Raw genomic sequence first — 22,097 nt, forward strand, 5'->3', positions numbered from 1 at the left:
CAAAACGCCGCGGCAAGAGTCGGGAAGCCCATCGCAGGAGACGCCAGATGACCGGCCGCCAACGCCTGCTGGCCGCGATCGAGAACCGCAAGCCCGATCGCCTGCCCGTCCAGGTCCATAGCTGGATGCCCTATTATCTGAACCGCTACCTCGGCGGCGTCGATCAGTTCGCCGCCTACCAGCGATTCGGCATGGACATGGTGATCTACATGGGCCCAGCCTACACCTTCGCCGAGAAGGACCTGGCCAATTGGCGCGAGGAGGTCCACGACCTCGGACCCGACGCCGACGGCAACCGCCAGTGGGCCCACACCATCACCACGCCCCAGGGCGTCCTGGCCTGGCGCCGGGCCGGCAACGACATCACCACCTGGACCACCGAACACCCCTTCAAGTCCAAAGCCGACGCGGAGCTGTTCATCCGCTACCAGCCCGTGCCCATCGCCGCCGACTGGTCCGGCGTCATCGAATGCCGCCGGCGGATCGGCGACCGCGGAATCATCCGCTGCGGACCCTTCTGCTTCGGCCAGCCCAGCCCGTGGCAGAGCCTCTGCACGTGGATGAACACCGAAGAGGCAATCCTCGAAGCCGTCGACGATCCACAATGGGTGCACCGCGTCCTGCGGGCGATGCTCGAAAAACAGCTCGCGACCTTCCTACTGCCCGGCTGGGAAAACGTCGACCTGGTGGAGACCGGCGGCGGCGCCGGATCCAACACCGTCATCAGCCCAAAACTGCACCGCGAGTTCTGCCTGCCCTACGACCAGGCCCTGCACGAGGCAATCCACCAGGCCGGCACCAGGGTCGTCTATCACCTCTGCGGCGGCCTGATGAAAATGCTCGATCTGGTCGTCGAGAACGGAGCCGACGGCCTCGAAACGATGACCCCGCCCTCGATGGGCGGCGACTGCGACCTGGCCGAGGCCTCGCGCCGCGTCGGCGACCGGTTGTTCTTCGTCGGCGGCTTCGATCAGAACGCAGGCTTTGAACGCGGCACGCCGGAGGCCGCCCGCCGACTGGTCCGCGAGTGCTTCCAAGCCACCTGCGATAAACCGGGCGGCTACATCTGCAGCCCGTCGGACCATTTCTTCTTCGGCGACCCGGAAAACGTCCAAGCCTTCGCCGACGAAGCGGCCCGCTGCCGTTACTGAGCCAAACTGACAGCATTAGGGTTACCGATGGACTACCTGGTTGTCTGCACGGTCGCGCTGGTTGTCTCGGGCCTGACCCTGTTCTCGGGCTTTGGACTGGGAACCCTGCTGATGCCGGCGTTCGCCTTGTTCTTTCCCGTGCCGGTGGCGGTGGCCGCCACAGCCGTGGTGCACCTGGCCAACAATGTCTTTAAGGTCGTCCTCGTGGGTCGCCATGCGGACTGGGACGCCGTCCTGCGATTCGCCCTGCCTGCCGCGGCGGCGGCGTTCGCCGGGGCCTGGCTCTTGAACCTCTTTGCCGACATTCCCGCCCTCGCGACCTACGAACTGGCCGGCCGTGAGCACCGGATCACCGTCCTCAAGATCATCGTGGCCGCCCTGATCATCATCTTCGCCATGTTCGACCTGCTGCCCGCGCTGCGCAAACTCACCTTCGGCCGCAGATACCTCATTCCCGGCGGGCTGCTCTCAGGGTTCTTCGGCGGCCTCTCGGGCCACCAGGGAGCCCTGCGGTCGGCCTTCCTGATCAACGCGGGCCTCGGCAAGGAGGCCTACATCGGCACCACCGTGATCGCCTCGGTCATCGTCGACGTCGCCCGCCTCTTCGTCTACGGGCTGGCGTTCTTCTCGCTCGGGTCGCAGCACCTTACCGCTGCGACCGGCTATCTCGTGGCGGCGGCATGCGCGGCGGCCTTCGTCGGAGCCTTCGCCGGATCGCGTCTGATCGGCAAGCTCACGCTCTCCTTCGTCCAGTACCTGGTCGCAGCGATGCTGATCGCCTCCGGGATCGCGATGGCGACCGGTCTGATCTGACCGTTTCGGCCTCAGCGGTTCATCGCATCCATGGATTTGATCTTCTGCATCTCTGCCATCTGGTAGCCTCGCTTGGCCATCGGATAGGTAAACCCGATCACAGCCGTGCAGATCACTCCGATCAGCAGCAGTGGGTAATAGACCGCGTAGGGCTGCGACGCGAAGATGGCCGCCACACCAAGCGCCAGACTCACGATTCCCGCCATCAGCATCAGCTTCATCACGGTCAACACAAACGTCTTGGCCTTGTGGAAACCGGACAGGACGCCGATCAGCCCGCCAAGCAGTCCAATCAGCCCGCCCAGCCCCGCGCCGATCCATCCCCCCGTCCGTTCACTCCACCAGACGTCCGCACCAGCCTCCGCCGCGGCCGCCGTTCCCGCACAGATCATCACTATCGCCGCTGACATTGCGATTCTACTTCTCATCGCCGTCCTCCGCTTGCTCTCGATATGCCTGCAGTAATGTCCTGAACGTATCCTGATCGAGCCGCCCTTCGGCGAAAACGCTTCGCAACAACCGCTCAAAGCCGCTCGCCTGCTCGTAGGCGTCGATCACCTTGATCTTCTCGATCAACCGGTCGAGACGAAGCCGGATCGTCGGGTATGTAATCCCGTAGACGCCCGCCATCTCCTTCAGCGATCCCGAAGCCAGCACAAACCGCTTGATGAACGCCAGATCCTCATCGCTCACGAGGTCGATCCACCGTTTCCGCTGCGTGTCCGCCATCGACTCTTCCTCCATCAATATCGGCTGAATATCTCGCCCAGCCGGATCAACCAGTGCTGAAAAAACTCAGCCGCCTCTACCGATCGCTCAGCCGGACTGATCACGTGGCTGCCCATCGCCACTCCGCCCATCGCATAGTGTCCCACCGCCATCCCCCCTACCGCCGCCCCACCCGCGGCAATGCCGCCCAAGGCCACGCCGCCGAAAGCCACTCCCCCCGCCGCGACCAGACCCGCCGCCAGACCGCCCACGGCGAAGCCTCCCACCGCCAAACCCGCCATCGCGAAGACCCCGACACTGACGGGACCAATGGCGATCAGCCCCGTCGCAAAGAACCTCCCGACCGCCACCACCCCCGTAGCCCGGTCGCCGATCGCCACCACCGCCCTGGCGTGGCCGTGAGACTGCCCGTTCTCCGGATCTGGACCCGAGGCAATCTCCCATACCGGGAGACCCAGGATCGTCTTGCTCGAACGTCTTCGGATGGTTCGTATTGTCGCCATTGCCATCTCCTATCATTAGCTAAACACAGCATAAGGTTCATTCCAAATAAAGTCAAGCTCTATTTTCATTTTGTTAAGACCAAACTCATAGCATTTACGATTAATAATCTACACACATTTACACGGGCCATCCTACCGCCAGTTGACCCAGCAGGCCACCAGGTGCTCCGGATTGTCCGAGAGCGGAACCAGCGGCGGGTTTTCCTGGCGGCACTTGTCCACCGTCAGCGGACAGCGGGGATGGAACGGACAACCGGGCGGCGGTTTGACCGGACTGGGCGGCTCCCCCTTGACCGGGACCTGCTCCTTGCGGGCGTTGGGGTCCGGTTCGGGAATGGCCGCGATCAGAATCTGCGTATAGGGGTGCAGCGGCCGGCGGTAGAGCTCCTCGGACCAAGCCTGCTCGACGATCCGGCCAAGGTACATCACGGCCACGCGGTCGCAGAAATTCTCGACCACCGCCAGGTTGTGGGCCACAAACAGGTAGCTCAGGCCATATTGGCTCTGCAGGTCCGCCAGCAGATTAAGGATCTGCGACTGGATCGAAACGTCCAGGGCGCTGACCGGCTCGTCAGCCACCACGAACGACGGCCCGACCGACAGGGCCCGGGCGATGCTGATCCGCTGGCGCTGACCGCCGGAGAATTCGTGCGGATAGCGGCCCATGTAAGAGCGTGAAAGGCCCACCTGCTCCAGAAGCGTTCCGACCCTCTCGCGGAGCTCGCTGCGGTCGCGGACCATCTTGTGCAGGATCAAGCCCTCGCCGACGATCCGCTCGACGGTCAACCGGCTGTTCATCGAACTGGCCGGGTCCTGGAAGATGATCTGCATCCGCTTGCGGTACCCGCGAAGCTCAGCCGGCGACAGCGAGGCCAGGTTCACCCCCTCGAATTCGACCACGCCGGCGGTCGGCTCGATCAGCCGCAGGAGAGTCCGCCCCACCGTCGTCTTGCCGCTGCCGCTCTCCCCGACCAGCCCGAACGTCTCACGCGGCGCGATCGAGAAGCTGACGTCCTCCACCGCGTGGACGTAGCCGCGCGTGCGGCCCAGGACGCCGCCCTTGAGCGGAAAGTACTTCTTGAGGTTCTGAACCTTCAGGAGCGTTTCTGCCGGCACGTCGCATCCAATCTGCAGGAACTTGCGCCGTCCAAAGCGGCGGACCTCGCCCGCCCACCAGCGGCGTACCTAAAGTATACGCACGACTCATCGGGCGGCAAGAGCGCAGGGCAATTTCGCCTATGCTCCATTCAAACGACGCTGCAATTCGGACGCGGCCTCACCGACGCCACGGTAGAGCGGCGTCTCCCGGCCCTCATTGTCGAGCAGGCCTTCGAGCTGTTCCGGATGGTTCGGCAGCGACTGGTAGAGGAAGAAGAACAAGCCCTCCGCTCCAGCGGTCAGCGACCGGTCGGCCATGGCCAGCAGTTCCTCGAACGTCGGGTAGCGCCAGAAGTCCTTCTTGGCGAAGGATTGAAGCACAACCCACATCGGATTGCATCGAGCGGCGTCTCTGAACGCGGCGAGGGTGGAGTCGAACTCGGTCAGGTCGTTCTCCAAAGTATCCGGTCTCAGGGGATAGATATCGAAAACGGCTTGGGGAAGATCCGTTCGGGCGGTCACCAAGCCCAGCGACTCCGCGCGGCAGAAGCATGAGAACGGCGGCCGGACCGGATCGAGCTCAGCGAAGATATCGCGGACCGCCAGCCAGTTGCGAACCATGCGATTCTCCGGCTCATCATATATCTGGTAAGCCAGGAGCGAATCATGGACACCCAGTGTCTGGACCGTCTTTCGTGCTTCGGCTCGAACCGCCGCCTCGTCGATCGGCCCGTCGCCTCGGATGGCGGGGTGGAACTCCGGCAGGTCGAGAACGATCCTCAGGCCCTGCCGATCGGCGGCGGCCAGAATGGTCGTCCGCAGCGGCACGGGCGTATTGGTGACCACCGCGGCGTTGACCCCGTGCGCGGCAAGGTCGGCGAAGCACCGGTCGTAGTAAACCGCAGCGGCGGCGGGCTCGGCGGGACTGCCCGCCCAGTCCGGCCGTCCCTCAAACCAGACGCCGATCGGATGGAAGACTCTCGAATCGCTCATCAAATGCTCCTGTCATGATGGACGGTGTGCATTTGTAGCGTGCGGACGCGCTAACGGCAAGTCCGTCGTGGAAAGACGATCGGAGAGGAGGCCGAATGCCCGGACTCCAGAACCCAAACTCAGCGACGGTCAGTTCATCACGGATTCGACCGCGGCATACTTCTCATCGAACGCGCCGAGCAACTCCTCGAGCCGCTCATCGGGCAGCTCAACCAACTCAAGGGCCTCTTCCTGGACATCGGTTCCTTCGAGGCAGAAGCCGATTTCCTTGTGGCACGCCATCACCTCGGCGACATGAACCATCGCGGCGACGATCTGGCCCGGAGCGGACGCTTTCATCGGTTCGTGGTGATAGCCCGTGGCAAGCTGGAACATGGACGGGAACTTCCACTTGACCGACAACCCCGCTCCGAACGCTTGGTGGTCGGCTTGGAGGGCGGCGATCTCGGCTTCACACAGGGCGGTGCCCTTCTCGCTCGCCGAGTCGATCAGTTCGCAAAGCTGATTCGAAAAAACCTGCATTTCGACAACGATCCCGATATCGTGCATAAGCCCAGCCACGAAAATCTCATCGGGATTCTCAAAGCCGCGGGCCTCAGCGATCAATTTGCAGAACACGCCCGTGGCCAGGCTGTGCGCCCAGAGGTCCTTGGGACTGTACTTGGTCGCTAACCGCTGGCCGCGGAACAACTTGGTGATCGAGGTCGCGATGGCAATGTTTTTAACGGTGCTGAGCCCCAGCAGCACGATGGCCCGGTCCACCGAGCCGACTTGGCGGGGCAGACCGTAGAAGGCGGAGTTGACGACCTTGAGAATCTTGGCTGAGAGGGCAACGTCGTGCTTGATGATCTCGTGGAGATCCTTGACCGACGATTTGGGATCCTCAACCACCTGGATGATCTTGGCGGTGATCTCCGGAAGGGTCGCGATCTGGGTCACCTTCTGAATGGCCTGCGCAACGCACGCCTGACTATCCGTTGCCAGGGTTGTCATATCTGTTTCCTTGTTTCCCGTGTCCTGAGTACCTCGGAATGCGTCACTACCGCCATAACAGTTGTCGGCAGACCATCCGCCCACTTTAGGTAGAAGTGGGACTTATCAGTGACATTGAGTAAGTGGAAGTGTTTGTCCGGCAATGGAAATCAGCGGAACTGCTTGACCCGCATCCGGCGGTCGAAGGAAACCTTGGCGAGCGTCTCGGCGATCCGGCGGCCGGTATCGCCCGTGCCAAACGCCCGGCTGGGGCGGACGCGGCGGGCCCGCGAGGTGGCGATGGCCTCCCCTACGGCCTTCGCGATCCGTCCGGCGTCGTAATCGACGTCGATGATGGTGTTGCCGTTTCGCTCGCGACCCTCCTGGCGGGGACCGATGTTGACCACCGCGGTACCGAGGGCGTTGGCCTCCAGGATGCCGCTGGAGGAGTTGCCGACCAGGGCGTCAGCGGCCCAGATCGCCTGTAAATACCTTGTCCTTTCGAGGCTTGCGAAAAACTTCCAGTCGCGGCGGCCGGAGGGGCCCTTGAGGAACTCCCGAATGGCCCGCGTGATGCCGCTATGGCCGGGATCGGTGTTGGGTCCGATAATAATGCCCTGCTCACCCTTGAGGGCTGAGAGCACGGTCTGCATGTTTCGATACTCGCCATCGGTGCCGAACCCGCAGGGATGGCCAACGATGGCAAGCATGGGCCGGTCGGGATCGAGACCGAAAAAGGCCTTGACCTCGGCGGGATTGGTTTGACGGAACTCCTTTTTCAAGCGGTAGATATGATCGAGGCCGATCGCTCCGACGCGAAACACGGCGTCGCGACTCTCACCCAGGCGAAGCAGACGCCTCTGGGCGGCGGCGGTGGCCACAAAGTGCAGGTTGGCCATGCTCGAGACGGCAAAGCGAATGCGGTCGTCCAACTCGCCCGGAGCCAGTTCGCCGCCGTGGAGGTGGGCTACCGGAACCCCAGCGGCCAGGGCGGCGCACGCCCCGCCCAAGACCTCAAGCCGGTCGCCGAGAACCACCAGAACGTCCGTCTCGCGCCGAACCAGCCAGCGGCTGAGGGTCTCGATCAACCGTGCCAGTGCCGGGCCGAGATCCTCGCGGGCGTCCTTGCCGCTGTAGATCGGGATCGACAACGCGATTTCCCAGCCGTCGGCGGCAATGTCGTCGCGGGTATGTCCGAACTCCTCGAGCAGGTGCATTCCCGTCACCGCCAGATCGAGCGCCAGCCACGGATGGTCGTCGACGGCCTTCAGCAGCGAGGTGAGCAGGCCGTACTCGGCCCGGGTGCCGGTCAGAACGCAGATCCGCCTTTTGCGACGCTTTTCCGCCATGGTTTCTACAGGATGAACTTGGAAAGATCCTCATCGCGGGCGATATCGGCCAGGCGCTCGCGGACATAGGCCTCGTCGATCTCGACCTTCTCGCCGGCGCGCTCAGGAGCGCTGAAGCTCAAGTCCTCCATGACCTTCTCGACGATGGTGTAGAGCCGCCGGGCGCCGATGTTCTGGACGGTCTGGTTGACCTTGAAGGCGATCTCAGCCATCGCGGTGATGGCGTCCGGCCGGAACGTGACCTCGACGTTCTCCGCCGCCAACAGGGCCGCCTGCTGGCGGATCAGGGCGTTCTGCGGTTCGGTGAGGATGCGGACGAAATCGTCGCGGCTCAGATCGCCCAGCTCGACGCGGATGGGAAAGCGCCCCTGAAGCTCGGGCATCAGGTCCGAAGGCTTGGAACGGGTGAACGCCCCGGCCCCGATGAACAGGATGTGGTCGGTCCGCACCATGCCGTGCCGCGTGGTGACGGTGGTGCCTTCGACGATCGGCAGCAGATCCCGCTGCACGCCCTGGCGCGAAACGTCCGGGCCGTGCTTGGACTCGGGGCCGCAGACCTTGTCGATCTCATCGATAAAGACGATGCCGGTGTTTTCCGTCCGCTGGATGGCCAGCGTGGTGATCTTCTCGCGGTCGAGCATGGCCTCAAGCTGCTGGGCGCGGATGATCTTGCGGGCGTCGCGGACAGGCAGCTTCTGGGCCCGCGTGCGGGTCGGCAGGAGTTTGTCGAACATGCCCTGAAACTCGGCGTCGAGTTGATCGAGGCCCATCGGGGTGAACATGCCCAGCGGAACGGCCTTCTCCTCGACGGACACGTCGATGAGGCTGTCCTCCAGGGCCCCGGCACGGAGCTGATCGCGGAGCTTGCCGCGGGTCCGCTCGGCCCGCTCGCGCGACGCCTCCTCCGACTCGCCGGTTCGGGGACGCGGCAGCAGGCAGTCGAGCAGCCGCTCCTCGGTCTGGCGGTCGACCGGCTCGGCGATCTGGTCGGCGAACTCGTCCCGGACCATGCGAATCGCCATCTCGAGCAGGTCGCGGATCATCACATCCACGTCGCGGCCGTGGTATCCGACCTCGGTGTACTTGGTGGCTTCGACCTTGATAAACGGGGCTTTGACCAGTCCGGCCAGCCGCCGGGCGATCTCAGTCTTGCCGACCCCGGTCGGCCCGATCATCAGGATGTTCTTGGGCCCCACGTCCCGGGCGACCTCGTCGGGCAGCTTCAGACGCCGCCAGCGGTTGCGCAGGGCGACGGCGACCGCCCGCTTGGCCTCGGCCTGGCCGATGATGTGCCTGTCGAGTTCGGCCACCGTCCGGCTTGGCGTCAGGCTCTGGTCGGCTACGTAGCTGCTGAGGATCTGGTCTATCTTCTCGGCCATCGGTTGCCCTTCCGCATGCAGTGGTGTCCCTGCGAATTATACTCGCGAGCGTGACGGCTTGTCAGCCGCCTTCGCCGTCGCCGGCTACGCCAGCGTCTCGATCGTGATGGTGCGGTTGGAGTAGATGCACAGGTCGCCGGCGATCTCGAGGGCCGACTGGACGATGCTCCGGGCGTCGAGCTCGGTGTGCCGCAGCAGAGCGCGGGCCGCGGCGGACGCGTACGCGCCGCCGGAACCGATGCCGATGATCCCGTCGGTCGGCTCGATCACGTCGCCTCCACCCGAAACGATCAGCGAGACCTCGGCGTCGGCGACCGCCAGCATGGCCTCAAGACGCCGCAGCACGCGGTCCGTCCGCCACTCCTTGGCCAGTTCGATCGCGGCCCGGCGAACGTTGAGCTTCGACTCCTTGAGCCGGTCCTCGAAGCGTTCCAGTAAAGCCATCGAATCGGCGGCTGAGCCCGCAAACCCGCACAGCACCCGGCCCTCGCCGACGCGGCGGACCTTGACCGAATCATGCTTGACCGCCATCTCGCCAAGAGTGACCTGGCCGTCGCCGCCCATGGCGACCTGGCCGGCGCGGCGGACGGTGAGGATCGTGGTGGAACGGGTCTTCATTGCAGCCTCCAATCGCACTCGCTTCGATCGTATTCTAGCCGTCGACGCCTTGACGGCAAGGACAAACGCGGATAGATACAGGAGACCGGAAGCGCAGGGCGACCGATACGATTCAGGAGGACGCGATGGAAACGCTGCAGATCAAAACGACCAAACGCTGCGAATTGCAGGACGTGACCGACCGGGTGGCCCAGGTGGCGCGCAAGGCCAAGGACGCCAAAGGCGTGCTGGTGTTCGTGCCGCACACCACAGCCGGCGTGACGATCAACGAAAACGCCGATCCCTCGGTGCCCGCGGACATCCTGAACCACCTGGAGAAACTGGTGCCGCAATCTGCCAACTTCCGCCACGGCGAGGGCAACAGCGACGCCCATATCAAATCGAGCATGATGGGCCAGTCGCTGCTCGTGCCAGTCGAAGGCGGCGAGCTGGTGTTGGGCACCTGGCAGGGAATCTTCTTCGCCGAGTTCGACGGCCCGCGCTCGCGGAAACTGCACGTGAAGGCGATCTGAGCCGCGCAAGACCGCTCAGAGTTCGTCTTCGTCGAGCAGTTGAAGGCGAAGGTACACCTTGCGGCCGCCCTCCTCGATGTACGCTCCGGAATGGGGCGGGAAGGTCCGGGCGCGAAGGATGTCGATCAACTCCCGGGCGGTGTAGGTCCTGTCCAGGTCGATCGGGTCGATCTTCTCGACGTCGCGTTTCTTCCATGTGGGCGTCGGCGTCAGGTGCTTTTGCTCGATGGGAGCGAACTCGCCGGCACGGAACTTCGGCCAGGCGCGGCGGAACAGGGCCTCAGCGGCGATTTCGATCCTGCGATACAGCGTCTCGCCGGTGTCCTTGAGATCGACGGGCTCTTGGATCCGGTCGATGATCGGACCGGTATCGATGCCCTCGTCCATCAAGTGCAGCGTCGCTCCGGCAGGCGTGCGGGTGATGATCGACCAGACATTGGCGAAATTGCCGCGGTTGTACGGCAGGTACGAATTGTGCAGGTTCACCACCCCGCGCGGCGCCAGAGCCAGCGTATCGGCTTTCAGGATATAGTCGAACAGGACCGAGAGCAGGACGTCCGGCTGCCACTGGCGAATCCGATCGTGCGTCGCCGGGTCGTTGATCGTAGGGGCCGAGATGACGCGCTCAGCGGGAAGGTCGAACGTGCTGACGATCTCGTCGCGGAACATGGCCCGATCCGGCGGATGGGCGACCAAGCCGACAACCTCGTCGCCCTGCTCCTTGAGGACCTGTCCGATCCGCCAGCCGAGGTAGTTGTTGGCCAGGTAGAGAACCTTCATGCGACCGCTCCGGTGAAGGTCGATCCAATCCGCCACCGGCCGTCGGCCAGCAGCTCGCGACTCGACCGGCGTTCCTCGCCTTCGGCCTGGGCAACCAGCACCTCAATGGCTCCATCGCTTGTGGCGACGACGGCATTCCCGGAGTCGGCCTCGCCGACGATCGCGCCGGGTTTGCCGGACTCCGATCGCGCCGCCGCCTGCCAGATAAAAAACTTGCGGCCGTCAACGAAGCTGAACGCGCCGGGATACGGATCGGTCAGGGCGCGAACCCAGCGGAGTTGATCGGCGGTCGATTTGCTCCAGTCGATCACGCCGTCCTGCGGCCGGCGCTTGGGCCAGTAAGTCGCCCGGCTGTGGTCCTGCGGCGTTCGCGGAAGCGGTCCGCGGCGCAGCAGCGTACAGAACGTACGAACGGCCTGGACGTGCAGTGCTTCGAGCCGGCCGTAGAGGCTGGCGGCGTCTTCGTCCTCGCCGATGGAAAACGGCTCCTGGTGAACCAGATCGCCGTCGTCCACGCCGGGCGTCAGGAAGAAGATGCTGATGGCGCTTTCCCGCAGGCCGTGGATGATCGACCAGGGTATAGGCGCGCGGCCGCGGCCCAGGGGAAGGCGGGTCGGATGCATGCCCAGGCACCCCTGGCTCGGCAGCGAAAGGATCGGCTCCTTGACCAGTTGCGACCAGTTCCAGACGCACAGCAGGTCGATCCGCCACGTGCGGATTTCGTCAGCCACCAGGTCGGTGTTGATGTCGCGGATGCGGTGAAGCGCGATGCCGTACCGTTCGCAGAGATCGCCCAGATCGCGGTAGCCGCTGCGGTGGCTCAGCGACGGATCGTAGCCGAAGGCGACCTCGGGTACGATGCCCTCTTCGCAGAGCGCCTTGAGGCAGTACCAGCTCAATCGCAGTCCGCCGGCGAAGGCGAGTTTCGGGATCACGGGGCTCTCCTGGGTTCGGATACCGCTTACCCGTCTTATCGGCGGTTGACGGCGTCGGCGATTAGCCGCATCGCCGATCCGACGAGCCGCCAGACAGGCCTACCGTCCGCTAAAAAGAGATCGGGGCACGGTTGGTCGGCCGCGCCCCGATCGCGTTCGCAAGTCGCTTGAAGTCGTTGTTATTTGACGAAGTCCTTGAGCTCTTCGTCGAGCTTGTCCACGTCGGCGGTCTCGATGGTGAAGACCCAGCGATTCTCGCCGGTGGCGGCCTGGGCGTAGCGGCCGGTCTTGGCCTGACGGGCGACGTCCAGCCCGTGTGTTTCGCCGTCGGCCTCTTCAACCGTCAGCGTGATGTGCGGCGTCTCCAGACCATACTTGTCGGCGTCCTGCGGATCGAACGAGACGTAGCGCTTGGCCTTCAGTTCGGCCATGGCGGCGATGACCTTTTCCACCTTGGTTCCGTCGATCTGGACCACCGGATCGGCTGGGTATCGCCACTGATCGCCGTCCTTGACGAATTCGAGGGTGCTCTCAGCCCGCTGGATGGTGAGCTTGCCGGCATCGGACTTTGAGAGCCCGGTAAAGATCGACCGCCGCACCAGCTCAGCCGACAAATCATCGTAGAGCTGCTGGCCGACCTGGGCGACCAGGGCCGGCGTCTGATCGGCGACGGTGGCGTAAACCTTCCCGTCGCGACGCGAGACCAGCAGCGTGTACTGCCGCCCGGCCGGCTGGGTCTGCGTGGTCGGTGCGGTGGCCGGCGCCGTGGTGGGCGCCTGGTCCTCAAGCTCGGTGGTGACGACAACGGTGATATCCGGCTCGTCGAGGCCGTATCGGTTCAGATGATCGGTATCGACGTAGCTGTCGGCTTGGAGAGTGGCCAGGGCCATGATCAGGTCCTTGACCGCCTTCTGCTCGGCCTCGGCGTCCACCGGCTGAGCCACCCGCCAGCCGCCCGCCTCCCGCCACTCCAAACGGTACGTGCGATCCTCGCGGCGGACTTCGAAGGCGACGGCGCTGTCCACGTCAAAGTTGAGCACCTTGCGATCGCGATAGGCGATCGCCGGCTTGAAAACGGCTTGGAGCGTCTCTTCCGGGACGGCAAAGAGGTAGTCGAGACCGACCCGCTGGGCGTAGCGGTAGAGGCCGCTGGGCGTGGTTTCGCCCACCGCGATCTCGACCGGTTCGAGTTTGCCCTCAGCCACGATCCTGATCCGGCGCTGCGGGTTGTCCAGAGCCTGTTCGCCCGTCGGCTGATCGACGAAACTGGCGGCCTTGAGTTCGGTCAGCTTGTTCAGCAGGCCGTCCACCGCCGAACTATCGACCGCAAGCGTCTGATCGCCCTGAACCAGCGTCCAGGTTCCCTGCTTCTTGTCGAGCACCACATCGCCTTCCGGCTGGGCGATCTCGACGTGGTTGATCTCGGCGACGGCGGCGTCGATGAGCTTCTTGTCGCGCCAGGCTTGCAGGTCGGGAATGATCTTTCCGAGGTCCTCCTGCTTGACCGTCACGACCCACGGGCGATCGGCGAGCTTGGCGTAGGTCTGCTTGGAGTCCAGACCCGCGGGATTGCCAACGAGCACGACGTAATCGGTGCGCTTGGTCGTCGGCTGCGTGTCGGCCGGCTGGGTTTCGCCTTCCTTCGGTTCGGGCTTGACCTCCTCGACCGTGGTCACGACGACCCGCCACTTCGGCTCGGCCAGGCCGTACATCTGAAGCTGCTCCGGCTGGTCCTCGGCAAACTCCTCAGCCTTGAGCCAGGTCACCGTGTCGATGGCCTTGGTGATCGTGTCCTTTTCGACCGGGGCCCGCATGGGCGAGGTCATCACCCACTTGCCATCCGTCTTGACGAACTTGTACTCCGTACCGGCCTGATCGGTGTAGACCAGTTCGGCGACCTTGTCCTTGTTGGGCTCCCAGAGCCGCTTGTCGCGGTATTCCTTCAGGTCCTTCTTGATCTTCTCGCGCAAATCGACGTCGACCACGGCAATCGGCTCCGAGTCGCCCGTCCTGACGTAGGTGTTCTCGGACGCCACGACGTTCTTGCCGATCTGGAGGGTCAGCGTCCGGTCGCCTTCGAGGGTCACCACCATCGACGGCTCGGCCAGCCCGGTCTGTTCGAGGCTCAACTCCCCTTCAGCCCCCGGAGTAAAACTCCGCAGCTTCTTGGCGTCCTGGAACGCCGTCACCAGGTCGCTGACGTCCCACGACACCGCGGCGACCTCGACCGGCTCGACGATCGTCCACTTCTGGTCCTGCTTCTGGAACACGACCTTGCCGCGGCCCTTGACCTCCAGGGTCATCCGGCTCACGTCCTCGAGCTTAGGCGCGATCAGCATCTGCTCGCGGGCGTCGACCGTCGGGGCCTCGGAGACCGGTGTCTTGTCATCCTGCGGCGGGGCGAACACGCCCAGATACCAGCTCGCTCCGACCAGAACGATCAGGACCACCAGCAACGTCAGTGTAGTCTTGAAACTCATAGTGCCGTGCACTCCTCCCAAACAACCGCCGCCGGCCGCCCGCCGGCCGGCGAACCTACTTGCGCCGGACCAGCCACACCGCCCCGCCCGCCACCAGAGCGGCCAACGGCCACGCAACCCAGAAGAAGACCTTCCAGGCGATCATGCCGGACTCCGAGATCGGTCCGATCCGCTGCACGTCAGACCGCCGCGGCCCGACCGCGATCAGGTTCTCATTGTCGTTGAGCCAGAACGCGCTGTTGGCCACCAACTCCAGGTTGGCCGGATTGGTCAGAACCTGGACGAAACGGTTGCCCATCCACACGATCTGCGTCTGGTTGGCCACGTCGTTGATGGCGAACTCGGCGCTGCCGAAGACGACCACCTTGGCCCCGGTCTCGCTGTTCTCAGCCTCGACGGCCAGGTCGAACGGCGGCTTGGTGTCCTGCTCGTCCTTCTCGGTGAAGCCCTGCTGCATGAGCATGAAAATATTCTCTTCAGCCCAGACGTTGTCCGTGCCGGCGTCCACCCGGATAAGCGGATCGACGGTCACGTGCTCCGGCAGCTTCTCAGCCACCGTGATCGGGACGGCCATCTGGAACTGGCTCGGCAGCGACTCGACCGGCTCGGTGATCTGGTGCGACTCGTAACGGTTCAGTTCGATCTCCTGACGCGGAATCACCTGGTCGCGGATGTTCCAGACCCGGATGACCAGCTTGTCGGGGTCCACCTTGACCCCGAACTTGTCCTGCAGCATCGAGGCGAAGGGGTACGGCTGGCCGGTCATCATGGCCGGCGAGAACCGGACCAGGAAGATCGCCCGACCGCCCTCATCGAGAATCTGTGAGAGCCGCTCGACGTGCTGCGGTTCGTAGCCGCCCTGCGGCGGCATGCCCGGCGCCTGGCGCTGCTGGGGCTGCGGCGGCAGGACGACGTAGACCCGCCGGGTCGCGTCGGGTATCTCCGGCGGCGCCTCCGAGGCCAGCATGTCCCACTCCTCGACCACAAAGTTGGCCTCTTCAAGCTTGTCCTTGACCGCGCCGAACGGCGGCTCGATCATCCGCATGCCGCCGAACCCGGGCTTGATCGGGCTGGGTGGTCCGGCGTGGACGAAGACGACGGCCGAGCGCTCCTTGGCGGTCAGGGCGAGGATGGCCGAACTGACCGCGGCCTCGCCGTTAAAGTCATAGTTGACCGGAGCGGTCGGGTCCTGGCCCTGAGGGGCGCGGGAGATCTGCCAGACGTCGTTGAACGGCAGCACCCTGGCCTTGCTCGGCCCTTCGACCACGATGGTCTTGGCGTTGCGGGCGCTGACCTGGTCGTAGAGTTCCTCGAGTTCCAGCTTCGGCAGGTCGGTGAATTCATCGAGTTGCTCGGTCAGAGACCCAACCAGCGGCTGGTAGCGTTCGGACGCGCCGCGGAAGAACTCAGCCGTCTTCTCATCGAGCCCCTCGATCGCGGCTCCGTCCTCGGCGAGGTACTTGCCCGCGGCGTCCAGCGTGCCCTTGGACCCGTCGTAAAGGTCCTGGATGAGCTTCGTGGCGTCCGAGTAACGCGGAATGTCCCCGCCCGAGATCAGTTCATGGATCTGCTCGACGAGCGTCCGCGAATCGTTGAGCAGGCGGGTGAACCGCACGTAGATCCCCACGATGTTGGGGTTGTTGTTGATCTTCGGGTTGGCCTGGGCCGCCTCGTTGATCGTCTTGACCTCCTGGTCCAGCAGGGTGACGATCTGCGGACCGACCTCCTTGAACCGCTCCACGATCCCCTTGTGCCCGCCGGCCTCGTCGCCGTACTTCTCGATCAGACGCTGCAGCAGCCGCGTCTTGGCCGCGGTGTCCTTCAGCGGATCGATCACCTCGTAGCTGACCCGCCCCGAGACGCCCGCGTAGCGGCGAAGCAGGTCGACCACCTGACGCTTCTGCTCCTCGCCCTGCTCGTCCATCTCCTCGACGCGGTACAAAGCGGTCAGGACCACCGGCTCCTCCAGGTTCTCGATGAGCTTGGTCGTCCGCGAAGACAGGCTGAACTTGCCGCTCTTGGTCACGTCCACCGCCGGCGGGGCCGCGCGGTCGGCCACGAAGTTGACCAGCACCACCAGGACCCAGACGATCAACACCGCCAGGACCACGTTGCCGCCGAAAACCAGGCGCCGTTTGGTTTGCGTTTGGCTGTTTACCGCCATCGTCGGGACTCCAGAATCTTGACCGCTACGAACAGCACGCCCGCGGACGCGCTGAGGAAGAACACCACATGCTTCAGGTCGATCAGCCCGCGCGAAAACTCGCCGAACCGCTCATAAATGTTGATCGACATCAGCACCCGCTGCCAGGTCCCGGTCACCTTGTAGGTGATGCCCAGCAGCAGGAACGTGAACGCGCTGAGGATCAGAAACGCCAGCACCGCAGCGACCACCTGGTTGCGGGTCATCGCGCTGGTCAGCACGCCCACCGCGACAAACAACCCGCCCAACAGAACCAGACCCAGATACCCGCTGAGAATCGGGTAGACGTCCGCCGGACCGTAGAACAGAACGATCAGCACGTAGATCAGCGTGGGCGCGAGCATGGCCAGAAAGAACAGCCACGTCCCGAAAAACTTGCCCAGGATGACCTCCCAGTCCCGGACCGGAGCCGTCATCAGCGCCTCGATCGACCCGGACTTGAACTCCTCCGCGAGCAGACGCATCGTCAACATCGGCATGATGAACACCAGAATGAACGCCTGCCGGTCAAACAGGTCCCGGAGTTGCGCCTCCTTGCCGGGACCGAAAATCTCCCCCGCGAAAAATACGCCCGAAACGGCGAGGAACACCCCGAGCACCACGTACGCAATGGCCGAAAAGAAGAACGCCGAAAGCTCCCTTTTCGCCAACACCCAGACTTTGCTGTTCATAGCCGGAAACCTCACGAATCAACCGTCATCAAAAGGAAACGCCCGCGCGGGTTCAAGCCTCAGCGACCGCCGCGGCACGGGCCCCCTGCTGGGCCACCGCACGCACGAAGAAGTCCTCGAGCGTGGCCACCTCAAGCCGCATCTCCCGAAGCGACCACTTGTTGCGAGACGCCAGCTCGTAAATCCGTTCCCGCGGGTCGCTGCGCTCCGCGACCTCGATGGCCAGACGCAGATAGCCGTCGGTCGGCGTGACGTCGATCGACTTGACGCTCTCGATCCCGCGGATCGACGACTCGATGGAGTCCTTGGGACCCTTGAGCTCCACGATCAGCCGCGAGTGCTCGCGAATCTGCCGGCGAAGGTCTTCAATGCTCCCCTTGGCGACGATCCGCCCGCCGGAGATGATGATCGTCTGCTTGCAGACCGCCTCGACCTCGGGCAGAATGTGGCTCGAAAGCAGGATCGTGTGCCGCTCGCCGAGGTCCTTGATCAACTGCCGCGTGGCCCGGATCTGAGTCGGGTCCAGGCCCACCGTCGGCTCGTCGAGGATCAGCACGTCCGGATCGTGGAGGAGGGCGTCGGCCAGGCCCAGACGCTGGCGAAAGCCCTTGGACAACTGACCGATCGGGCGGTTGAACACGTCGCTGAGCCAGCACCGCTCGCTCACGTAACCGATCCGCTGCTTGAGCTTGCCCTTCTCCATGTCGCGAAGCTGGCCGCGAAACTGCAGATACTCGCGGACCCGCATCTCAGGATAGAACGGCACCGATTCGGGCAGATAGCCGATCCGCTGGCGGACCTCCAGGGACTCGCTGAACACGTCGTGCCCCGCGATGGTCGCCGAACCGCTGGTCGCGGGCATGAAACAGGTCAGCACGCGGATGGTCGTGGTTTTGCCCGCCCCGTTGGGACCGAGGAAGCCGACGATCTGGCCCTGCTCGATCGAAAAACTGATGTTGTCGATCGCCAGCGTCGGACCGTAGTACTTCGTCAAATTCTTGACTTCAATCATTCTGCAGCTCTCCACTGAAGACGGCTGGAACTCCGCCAAACCTGAAATCCCGGCGCCGCCAATCCGGCCCCGTGCAATGGTACGCCGCTCCCTGCCGTCTGCGTCAACCGGCAATCGCTATTCGCTCTTCGTCGTATACGCGTTATACGCCTGCGACGCGGAGAGGTTCCGCGCCGTTACAATTTGATATACGTTCGGTCCGGGATTGTCAAGCCTTGGCCGCGCCATTCGCACCACGACCGGCGCGCGCCGCAACAGCCGAAACACGCATGGCGTGGCGTCGCCATGGGCGATTCGGGCGGTCGGACTCGCGACCGCGGACCGGCCCGCGGCCAGGTCGCCGACCTCGCTACTTCCTCGCCCTCCCGATGCCCGACTCGCCCAGGAACCGGACGCTCTTGGCCACCGCTTCCATCATGTCGGTCGCGCAATTGTCCAACTCGACGATCAGCCACTCCAGCACCTTCGGATCGGCCGCCTCGACCGTCGCACGCACCGGAACCTTCCCCTCCCCGACCGCCTTGTGCACCGGCGGATTGGTCAGGTCCCCGTCCTTGATGTGCAGCAGCGGAATGCGCGACGCCCACTGCCGGGTCACGCCGATACTGTCCGCCCCGCCGTGGCAGCACCAGTAAATGTCGAGTTCGCTGAAAAGGTTGGGCGCCTCGGACAGGATGATCTCGTACGGCGTCTGGCCGCCAAACTGCCGATCAAACTCCCACCAGTGGTTGTGCATGCCAAACTTCAGGCCGACCGACTTGGCCAGATCGGCACCCTCAGCCAGCTTGGCCGCACAGGCCCGAACCGAGTCCTCCGTCTTCATGTCGTCCGGTCCGAAACCACCGATCAGGTGGGTGTATCCCAACGCACCCGCGTCCGCAGCCATCTGATCGATGGTCTGTCTCGTCGGCAGACCCACGTGGGCGCTGGAACTCTTGAGACCCAGATCGCCCACGATCTTGGCCACTTCCTTGGCCGACAGACCGTGCAGGCCCGCGTATTCGACGCCTACGTAGCCCATCGCGGCCACTCTCTTAAGAACACCGGGGAAATCCTTGGCGGCTTCCTCCCGAACACTGTAAAGCTGAAGCGAAATCGGCTTGGCCATTGTCTGCTCCTGTCTGGTTCTGCATGATCCCGACCACACACCGCGGAATCGGGTGATGGACGCTACTTTAAGGCCCGATCGCGCGAATTCAACAGAAAACCGCAGCGTCCGGGTCTCGACGCCCTTCACCGCCGGCTCTCAGCGGCTCAAACAATACTTATTAAGAACTAGCAAAAGTGTCACTGGCCAAACGTTGCACCCTCTGGTATAATTCCTCACACAGCACCTCCGGGGTGAACGAGGAGGTGGCACGCACTACGTAACTTCAGTGGAGGCTGTGAACTACAACGATGCCGGATTCTTCTGCCGCCAGTCATGCCAGACCGATCAATATCGCCCTGTTGGGCACGTACGTGCCGCGCCGATGCGGAATCGGCACCTTCACCGCCGATCTGTGCAATTCCATCAAAACGCAACTCAACGGCCGCGGGAGCGTCTTTGCCGTCGCCATGGATGACGTGCCCGAAGGCTACGACTATCCGCCCGAGGTCCGCCTCGAAATCCGCGCCGACATGGCCCGCGACTACCGCATGGCCGCGGAATACCTCAACATCTCGCCCGTGGATGTCGTGGTCATCCAGCACGAGTTCGGAATCTTCGGCGGAGGCGAGGGCGGAACCTACATCAACACCTTTCTGGAACGCCTGCGCAAACCCGTGATGGCCACGCTGCACACCGTCCTGGAAAAACCCGCTCCCGAATACGAGCGGGCGATGCAGCGGCTCATCCGCTTCTGCGAGCGGCTCATCGTGATGAGCCTCAAGGGCAAACAGATGCTCATGGACATCTACGGCGTGCCGGAACAGAAAATCGTCTTCATCCCGCACGGCATTCCGGACGTCCCGTTCGTGGACCCCAATTTCTACAAGGATGAACTCGACCTGGCCGGGCGGCGGGCCATCCTGACCTTCGGCCTCCTGAGCCCCAACAAGGGCATCGAAAACATGATCCGCGCCATGCCGGCGATCGTCGAAAAATACCCGCGCCTCGCCTACGTCGTGCTCGGAGCGACACATCCGCACGTCAAGCGGCGATACGGCGAGCAGTACCGCAACTCGCTCAAGTCCCTGGCCGCCGAACTCGGCGTCGAGAACAACGTGGTCTTCGTCAACAAGTTCGTCGAACTCGACGAACTGTGCCGCTACATCGGCGCCGCCGACGTCTACGTGACCCCCTACATGGCCAGAGAGCAGATCACCTCGGGCACCCTGGCCTACGCCATCGGAGCGGGCAAGGCGGTCGTCTCGACCCCCTACTGGTACGCCGAGGAACTCCTGGCCGACGGCCGGGGTAAACTCGTCGAATTCGGCAGCACCGAGGACCTCAGCCGCGAAATCCTCTGGCTGTTCGACAATGAGGTCGAACGCCACGCCATGAGAAAACGCGCCTACATGTACGCCCGCCGGATGATCTGGTCACAGGTGGGTGCCGACTACATCAACCTCGCCAACGAGGTCTGCTCCCAGCGGCCGGAACGCCCGCGACCGGTGGTCACGCCGCGAGAGTACGACCGGCGGCTCTCCGAACTGCCGGAAATCAACCTCCAGCACCTCCACACCCTCACCGACCACGTCGGCATCATCCAGCACGCCAAGTACGCCACGCCCGAACGCCAGCACGGCTATTGCACCGACGACGTCGCCCGCGCGATGGTCTTCACCGCCATGCACTGGTCGCTCTATGAGGACAGCGCCATCATCCCCCTGATGCACGTCTACCTGGGATTCCTCCACCACGCCTTCTGCCCCGAAACCGGCCGCTTCCACAACTTCCTGACCTACGACTTGAAGTGGGTCGAGCAGGGAGCCGGGTCCGAGGACAGCCATAGCCGAGCCCTCTGGGGACTGGGCAACCTGGTGGCCGACGCTCCCGACCATTCGCTGCTGGCCCTGGCCAATATGCTGTTCCACGACGCGCTGCCCCAGGTGACCAGCTTCACCCACCCCCGGTCCCTCGGATTCGCCCTGCTGGGCATCCACAGCTACCTCCGCCGATTCAACGTGGACACCGAAATCCGCTCCGTGCGCGAAAAACTCGCCCGTTCCTTGATGGGCTGGTACAAGCGACACGCCTCCGACGAGTGGTTCTGGTGCCAGGACGAGGTAACCTACTGCAACGCCGTACTGCCTCACGCCCTGCTCCTGGCCGGCCCCTGGCTGCCCGACAACGAAATGCTGACGACCGGCCTGCGGTCCCTCCGGTGGCTCCTCGACGTGCAGACCAATGACGAAGGCCAGCTTTCGATCATCGGCAACAACGGCTGGTTCCAGCGCAGCGGCCACCGCGCCCGCTTCGATCAGCAGCCGGTCGACGCCATGTGCCTGGCCCGGGCCTGCATCGAGGCCTACAACGTCACAGCCGACCTCCAGTGGCTCCGGGAGGCCCGAAAGTGCTTCGAGTGGTTCATGGGCCGTAACGACCTGAACCTGCCCGTCTACGATTTCCGAACCGGAGGCTGCCGAGACGGTTTGGTGCCCACCGGAGTGAACCAGAACCAGGGGGCCGAGTCCACGTTGGCATGGCTGATCTCACTCGCCTCAATGCACATGGTCTCAAAGCAGATCAGTGACACCCATGAAGAGAAAGCCGCAATGAACGCGATTTCTCAGAATCCGTCCTGATGGCCAGTGATTCGCGATTTGACGACAATTCCCCTTTTTTTCGAAGATTAGCCATATAATTAGCTTAGAAGAAGTTGCGAAGGCCGCAGAGGCGCTGCCACAAAGCGAAACCTCGGTGGGCGATGACCGACGCAGGCGCCGGGAGCGATTATGTTGCAACCGTGTCCGCC

General features: G+C 63.9%; 20 protein-coding genes. 4 read left to right on the plus strand and 16 right to left on the minus strand.

Translation table 11 applies throughout. The features are described 5' to 3' along the window. Window positions 1–47 precede the first annotated feature (47 nt). Together GXY33_18645 and GXY33_18650 are read left to right on the plus strand one after the other, a co-directional pair. Entirely contained in the window at window positions 48–1,151 is a 1,104-nt protein-coding gene (locus GXY33_18645; protein NLX07160.1) for a hypothetical protein, read from the plus strand. Between the two features lie 27 nt (window positions 1,152–1,178). Beyond that, complete coding sequence (locus GXY33_18650; GenBank protein NLX07161.1) at window positions 1,179–1,964, plus strand: TSUP family transporter; 786 nt, start codon at window positions 1,179–1,181, stop codon at window positions 1,962–1,964. 11 nt (window positions 1,965–1,975) lie between these two features. Here GXY33_18650 and GXY33_18655 read toward each other — a convergent pair whose 3' ends face one another. The 9 genes from GXY33_18655 to hslV form a co-directional block, all read right to left on the minus strand. Continuing rightward, complete coding sequence (locus tag GXY33_18655; protein NLX07162.1) at window positions 1,976–2,374, minus strand: hypothetical protein; 399 nt, start codon at window positions 2,372–2,374, stop codon at window positions 1,976–1,978. 7 nt (window positions 2,375–2,381) lie between these two features. After that, window positions 2,382–2,693: a DUF2089 domain-containing protein gene (locus GXY33_18660; GenBank protein ID NLX07163.1), complete on the minus strand. Its 312-nt coding sequence runs from the start codon at window positions 2,691–2,693 to the stop codon at window positions 2,382–2,384. Between the two features lie 14 nt (window positions 2,694–2,707). Next, window positions 2,708–3,202: a hypothetical protein gene (locus GXY33_18665; protein NLX07164.1), complete on the minus strand. Its 495-nt coding sequence runs from the start codon at window positions 3,200–3,202 to the stop codon at window positions 2,708–2,710. A gap of 126 nt (window positions 3,203–3,328) precedes the next feature. Beyond that, window positions 3,329–4,312 (minus strand): ABC transporter ATP-binding protein, encoded by a 984-nt coding sequence (locus tag GXY33_18670; protein NLX07165.1) that lies wholly within the window; start codon window positions 4,310–4,312, stop codon window positions 3,329–3,331. A 120-nt stretch (window positions 4,313–4,432) separates the two neighbouring features. Continuing rightward, the gene (locus GXY33_18675; protein NLX07166.1) at window positions 4,433–5,287 is read right to left on the minus strand and encodes a hypothetical protein; all 855 of its coding nucleotides are present in this window, start codon (window positions 5,285–5,287) and stop codon (window positions 4,433–4,435) included. 129 nt (window positions 5,288–5,416) lie between these two features. After that, entirely contained in the window at window positions 5,417–6,280 is an 864-nt protein-coding gene (locus GXY33_18680) for an HDOD domain-containing protein (protein NLX07167.1), read from the minus strand. A gap of 149 nt (window positions 6,281–6,429) precedes the next feature. Beyond that, window positions 6,430–7,608, minus strand: coding sequence for a UDP-N-acetylglucosamine 2-epimerase (hydrolyzing) (neuC, locus tag GXY33_18685; GenBank protein ID NLX07168.1), 1,179 nt, complete (start codon window positions 7,606–7,608; stop codon window positions 6,430–6,432). A 5-nt stretch (window positions 7,609–7,613) separates the two neighbouring features. Continuing rightward, window positions 7,614–8,987 (minus strand): ATP-dependent protease ATPase subunit HslU, encoded by a 1,374-nt coding sequence (hslU, locus tag GXY33_18690; GenBank protein ID NLX07169.1) that lies wholly within the window; start codon window positions 8,985–8,987, stop codon window positions 7,614–7,616. A gap of 84 nt (window positions 8,988–9,071) precedes the next feature. After that, the gene (gene hslV / locus GXY33_18695; protein NLX07170.1) at window positions 9,072–9,605 is read right to left on the minus strand and encodes an ATP-dependent protease subunit HslV; all 534 of its coding nucleotides are present in this window, start codon (window positions 9,603–9,605) and stop codon (window positions 9,072–9,074) included. 125 nt (window positions 9,606–9,730) lie between these two features. Here hslV and GXY33_18700 point away from each other — a divergent pair, with 125 nt between their 5' ends. Beyond that, complete coding sequence (locus tag GXY33_18700) at window positions 9,731–10,117, plus strand: YjbQ family protein (protein NLX07171.1); 387 nt, start codon at window positions 9,731–9,733, stop codon at window positions 10,115–10,117. 15 nt (window positions 10,118–10,132) lie between these two features. Here the strand turns inward: GXY33_18700 and GXY33_18705 are convergent, their stop codons facing one another. The 7 genes from GXY33_18705 to GXY33_18735 form a co-directional block, all read right to left on the minus strand. Next, window positions 10,133–10,897, minus strand: coding sequence for a formyl transferase (locus GXY33_18705; GenBank protein NLX07172.1), 765 nt, complete (start codon window positions 10,895–10,897; stop codon window positions 10,133–10,135). Further along, the gene (locus GXY33_18710) at window positions 10,894–11,832 is read right to left on the minus strand and encodes a methionyl-tRNA formyltransferase (protein ID NLX07173.1); all 939 of its coding nucleotides are present in this window, start codon (window positions 11,830–11,832) and stop codon (window positions 10,894–10,896) included. The genes GXY33_18705 and GXY33_18710 overlap by 4 nt, the downstream gene beginning before the upstream one ends. A 179-nt stretch (window positions 11,833–12,011) precedes the next feature. Beyond that, window positions 12,012–14,312 (minus strand): DUF4340 domain-containing protein, encoded by a 2,301-nt coding sequence (locus GXY33_18715; GenBank protein ID NLX07174.1) that lies wholly within the window; start codon window positions 14,310–14,312, stop codon window positions 12,012–12,014. 55 nt (window positions 14,313–14,367) lie between these two features. Next, window positions 14,368–16,476 (minus strand): hypothetical protein, encoded by a 2,109-nt coding sequence (locus GXY33_18720; GenBank protein ID NLX07175.1) that lies wholly within the window; start codon window positions 16,474–16,476, stop codon window positions 14,368–14,370. Beyond that, a complete protein-coding gene (locus GXY33_18725; protein NLX07176.1) occupies window positions 16,467–17,186 on the minus strand; it encodes an ABC transporter permease subunit in 720 nt (239 codons plus the stop codon). The genes GXY33_18720 and GXY33_18725 overlap by 10 nt, the downstream gene beginning before the upstream one ends. A gap of 52 nt (window positions 17,187–17,238) precedes the next feature. Further along, the gene (locus GXY33_18730; protein ID NLX07177.1) at window positions 17,239–18,198 is read right to left on the minus strand and encodes an ATP-binding cassette domain-containing protein; all 960 of its coding nucleotides are present in this window, start codon (window positions 18,196–18,198) and stop codon (window positions 17,239–17,241) included. Between the two features lie 349 nt (window positions 18,199–18,547). Further along, window positions 18,548–19,306 carry a sugar phosphate isomerase/epimerase gene (locus tag GXY33_18735; protein NLX07178.1) on the minus strand — a complete coding sequence of 253 codons (759 nt, stop codon included), beginning with the start codon at window positions 19,304–19,306 and terminating at the stop codon, window positions 18,548–18,550. A gap of 290 nt (window positions 19,307–19,596) precedes the next feature. Between GXY33_18735 and GXY33_18740 the strand changes: the two genes are divergently transcribed. Further along, window positions 19,597–21,927: a glycosyltransferase gene (locus GXY33_18740; GenBank protein ID NLX07179.1), complete on the plus strand. Its 2,331-nt coding sequence runs from the start codon at window positions 19,597–19,599 to the stop codon at window positions 21,925–21,927. The last annotated feature ends 170 nt before the right edge of the window (window positions 21,928–22,097 follow it).

The sequence above is a fragment of the Phycisphaerae bacterium genome, assembly GCA_012729815.1.
Classification (GTDB): domain Bacteria; phylum Planctomycetota; class Phycisphaerae; order JAAYCJ01; family JAAYCJ01; genus JAAYCJ01.

Bases quoted from the DNA above. Each gene is read 5' to 3' on its own strand.
- neuC (NLX07168.1), bottom strand. From the start codon at position 7,608: ATGGCGGAAAAGCGTCGCAAAAGGCGGATCTGCGTTCTGACCGGCACC.
- GXY33_18700 (NLX07171.1), top strand. From the start codon at position 9,731: ATGGAAACGCTGCAGATCAAAACGACCAAACGCTGCGAATTGCAGGAC.
- GXY33_18730 (NLX07177.1), bottom strand. From the start codon at position 18,198: ATGATTGAAGTCAAGAATTTGACGAAGTACTACGGTCCGACGCTGGCG.
- GXY33_18735 (NLX07178.1), bottom strand. From the start codon at position 19,306: ATGGCCAAGCCGATTTCGCTTCAGCTTTACAGTGTTCGGGAGGAAGCC.
- hslU (NLX07169.1), bottom strand. From the start codon at position 8,987: ATGGCCGAGAAGATAGACCAGATCCTCAGCAGCTACGTAGCCGACCAG.
- GXY33_18660 (NLX07163.1), bottom strand. From the start codon at position 2,693: ATGGCGGACACGCAGCGGAAACGGTGGATCGACCTCGTGAGCGATGAG.
- GXY33_18680 (NLX07167.1), bottom strand. From the start codon at position 6,280: ATGACAACCCTGGCAACGGATAGTCAGGCGTGCGTTGCGCAGGCCATT.
- GXY33_18650 (NLX07161.1), top strand. From the start codon at position 1,179: ATGGACTACCTGGTTGTCTGCACGGTCGCGCTGGTTGTCTCGGGCCTG.
- GXY33_18715 (NLX07174.1), bottom strand. From the start codon at position 14,312: ATGAGTTTCAAGACTACACTGACGTTGCTGGTGGTCCTGATCGTTCTG.
- GXY33_18720 (NLX07175.1), bottom strand. From the start codon at position 16,476: ATGGCGGTAAACAGCCAAACGCAAACCAAACGGCGCCTGGTTTTCGGC.
- GXY33_18665 (NLX07164.1), bottom strand. From the start codon at position 3,202: ATGGCAATGGCGACAATACGAACCATCCGAAGACGTTCGAGCAAGACG.
- GXY33_18675 (NLX07166.1), bottom strand. From the start codon at position 5,287: ATGAGCGATTCGAGAGTCTTCCATCCGATCGGCGTCTGGTTTGAGGGA.
- hslV (NLX07170.1), bottom strand. From the start codon at position 9,605: ATGAAGACCCGTTCCACCACGATCCTCACCGTCCGCCGCGCCGGCCAG.
- GXY33_18645 (NLX07160.1), top strand. From the start codon at position 48: ATGACCGGCCGCCAACGCCTGCTGGCCGCGATCGAGAACCGCAAGCCC.
- GXY33_18740 (NLX07179.1), top strand. From the start codon at position 19,597: ATGCCGGATTCTTCTGCCGCCAGTCATGCCAGACCGATCAATATCGCC.
- GXY33_18655 (NLX07162.1), bottom strand. From the start codon at position 2,374: ATGTCAGCGGCGATAGTGATGATCTGTGCGGGAACGGCGGCCGCGGCG.
- GXY33_18705 (NLX07172.1), bottom strand. From the start codon at position 10,897: ATGAAGGTTCTCTACCTGGCCAACAACTACCTCGGCTGGCGGATCGGA.
- GXY33_18725 (NLX07176.1), bottom strand. From the start codon at position 17,186: ATGAACAGCAAAGTCTGGGTGTTGGCGAAAAGGGAGCTTTCGGCGTTC.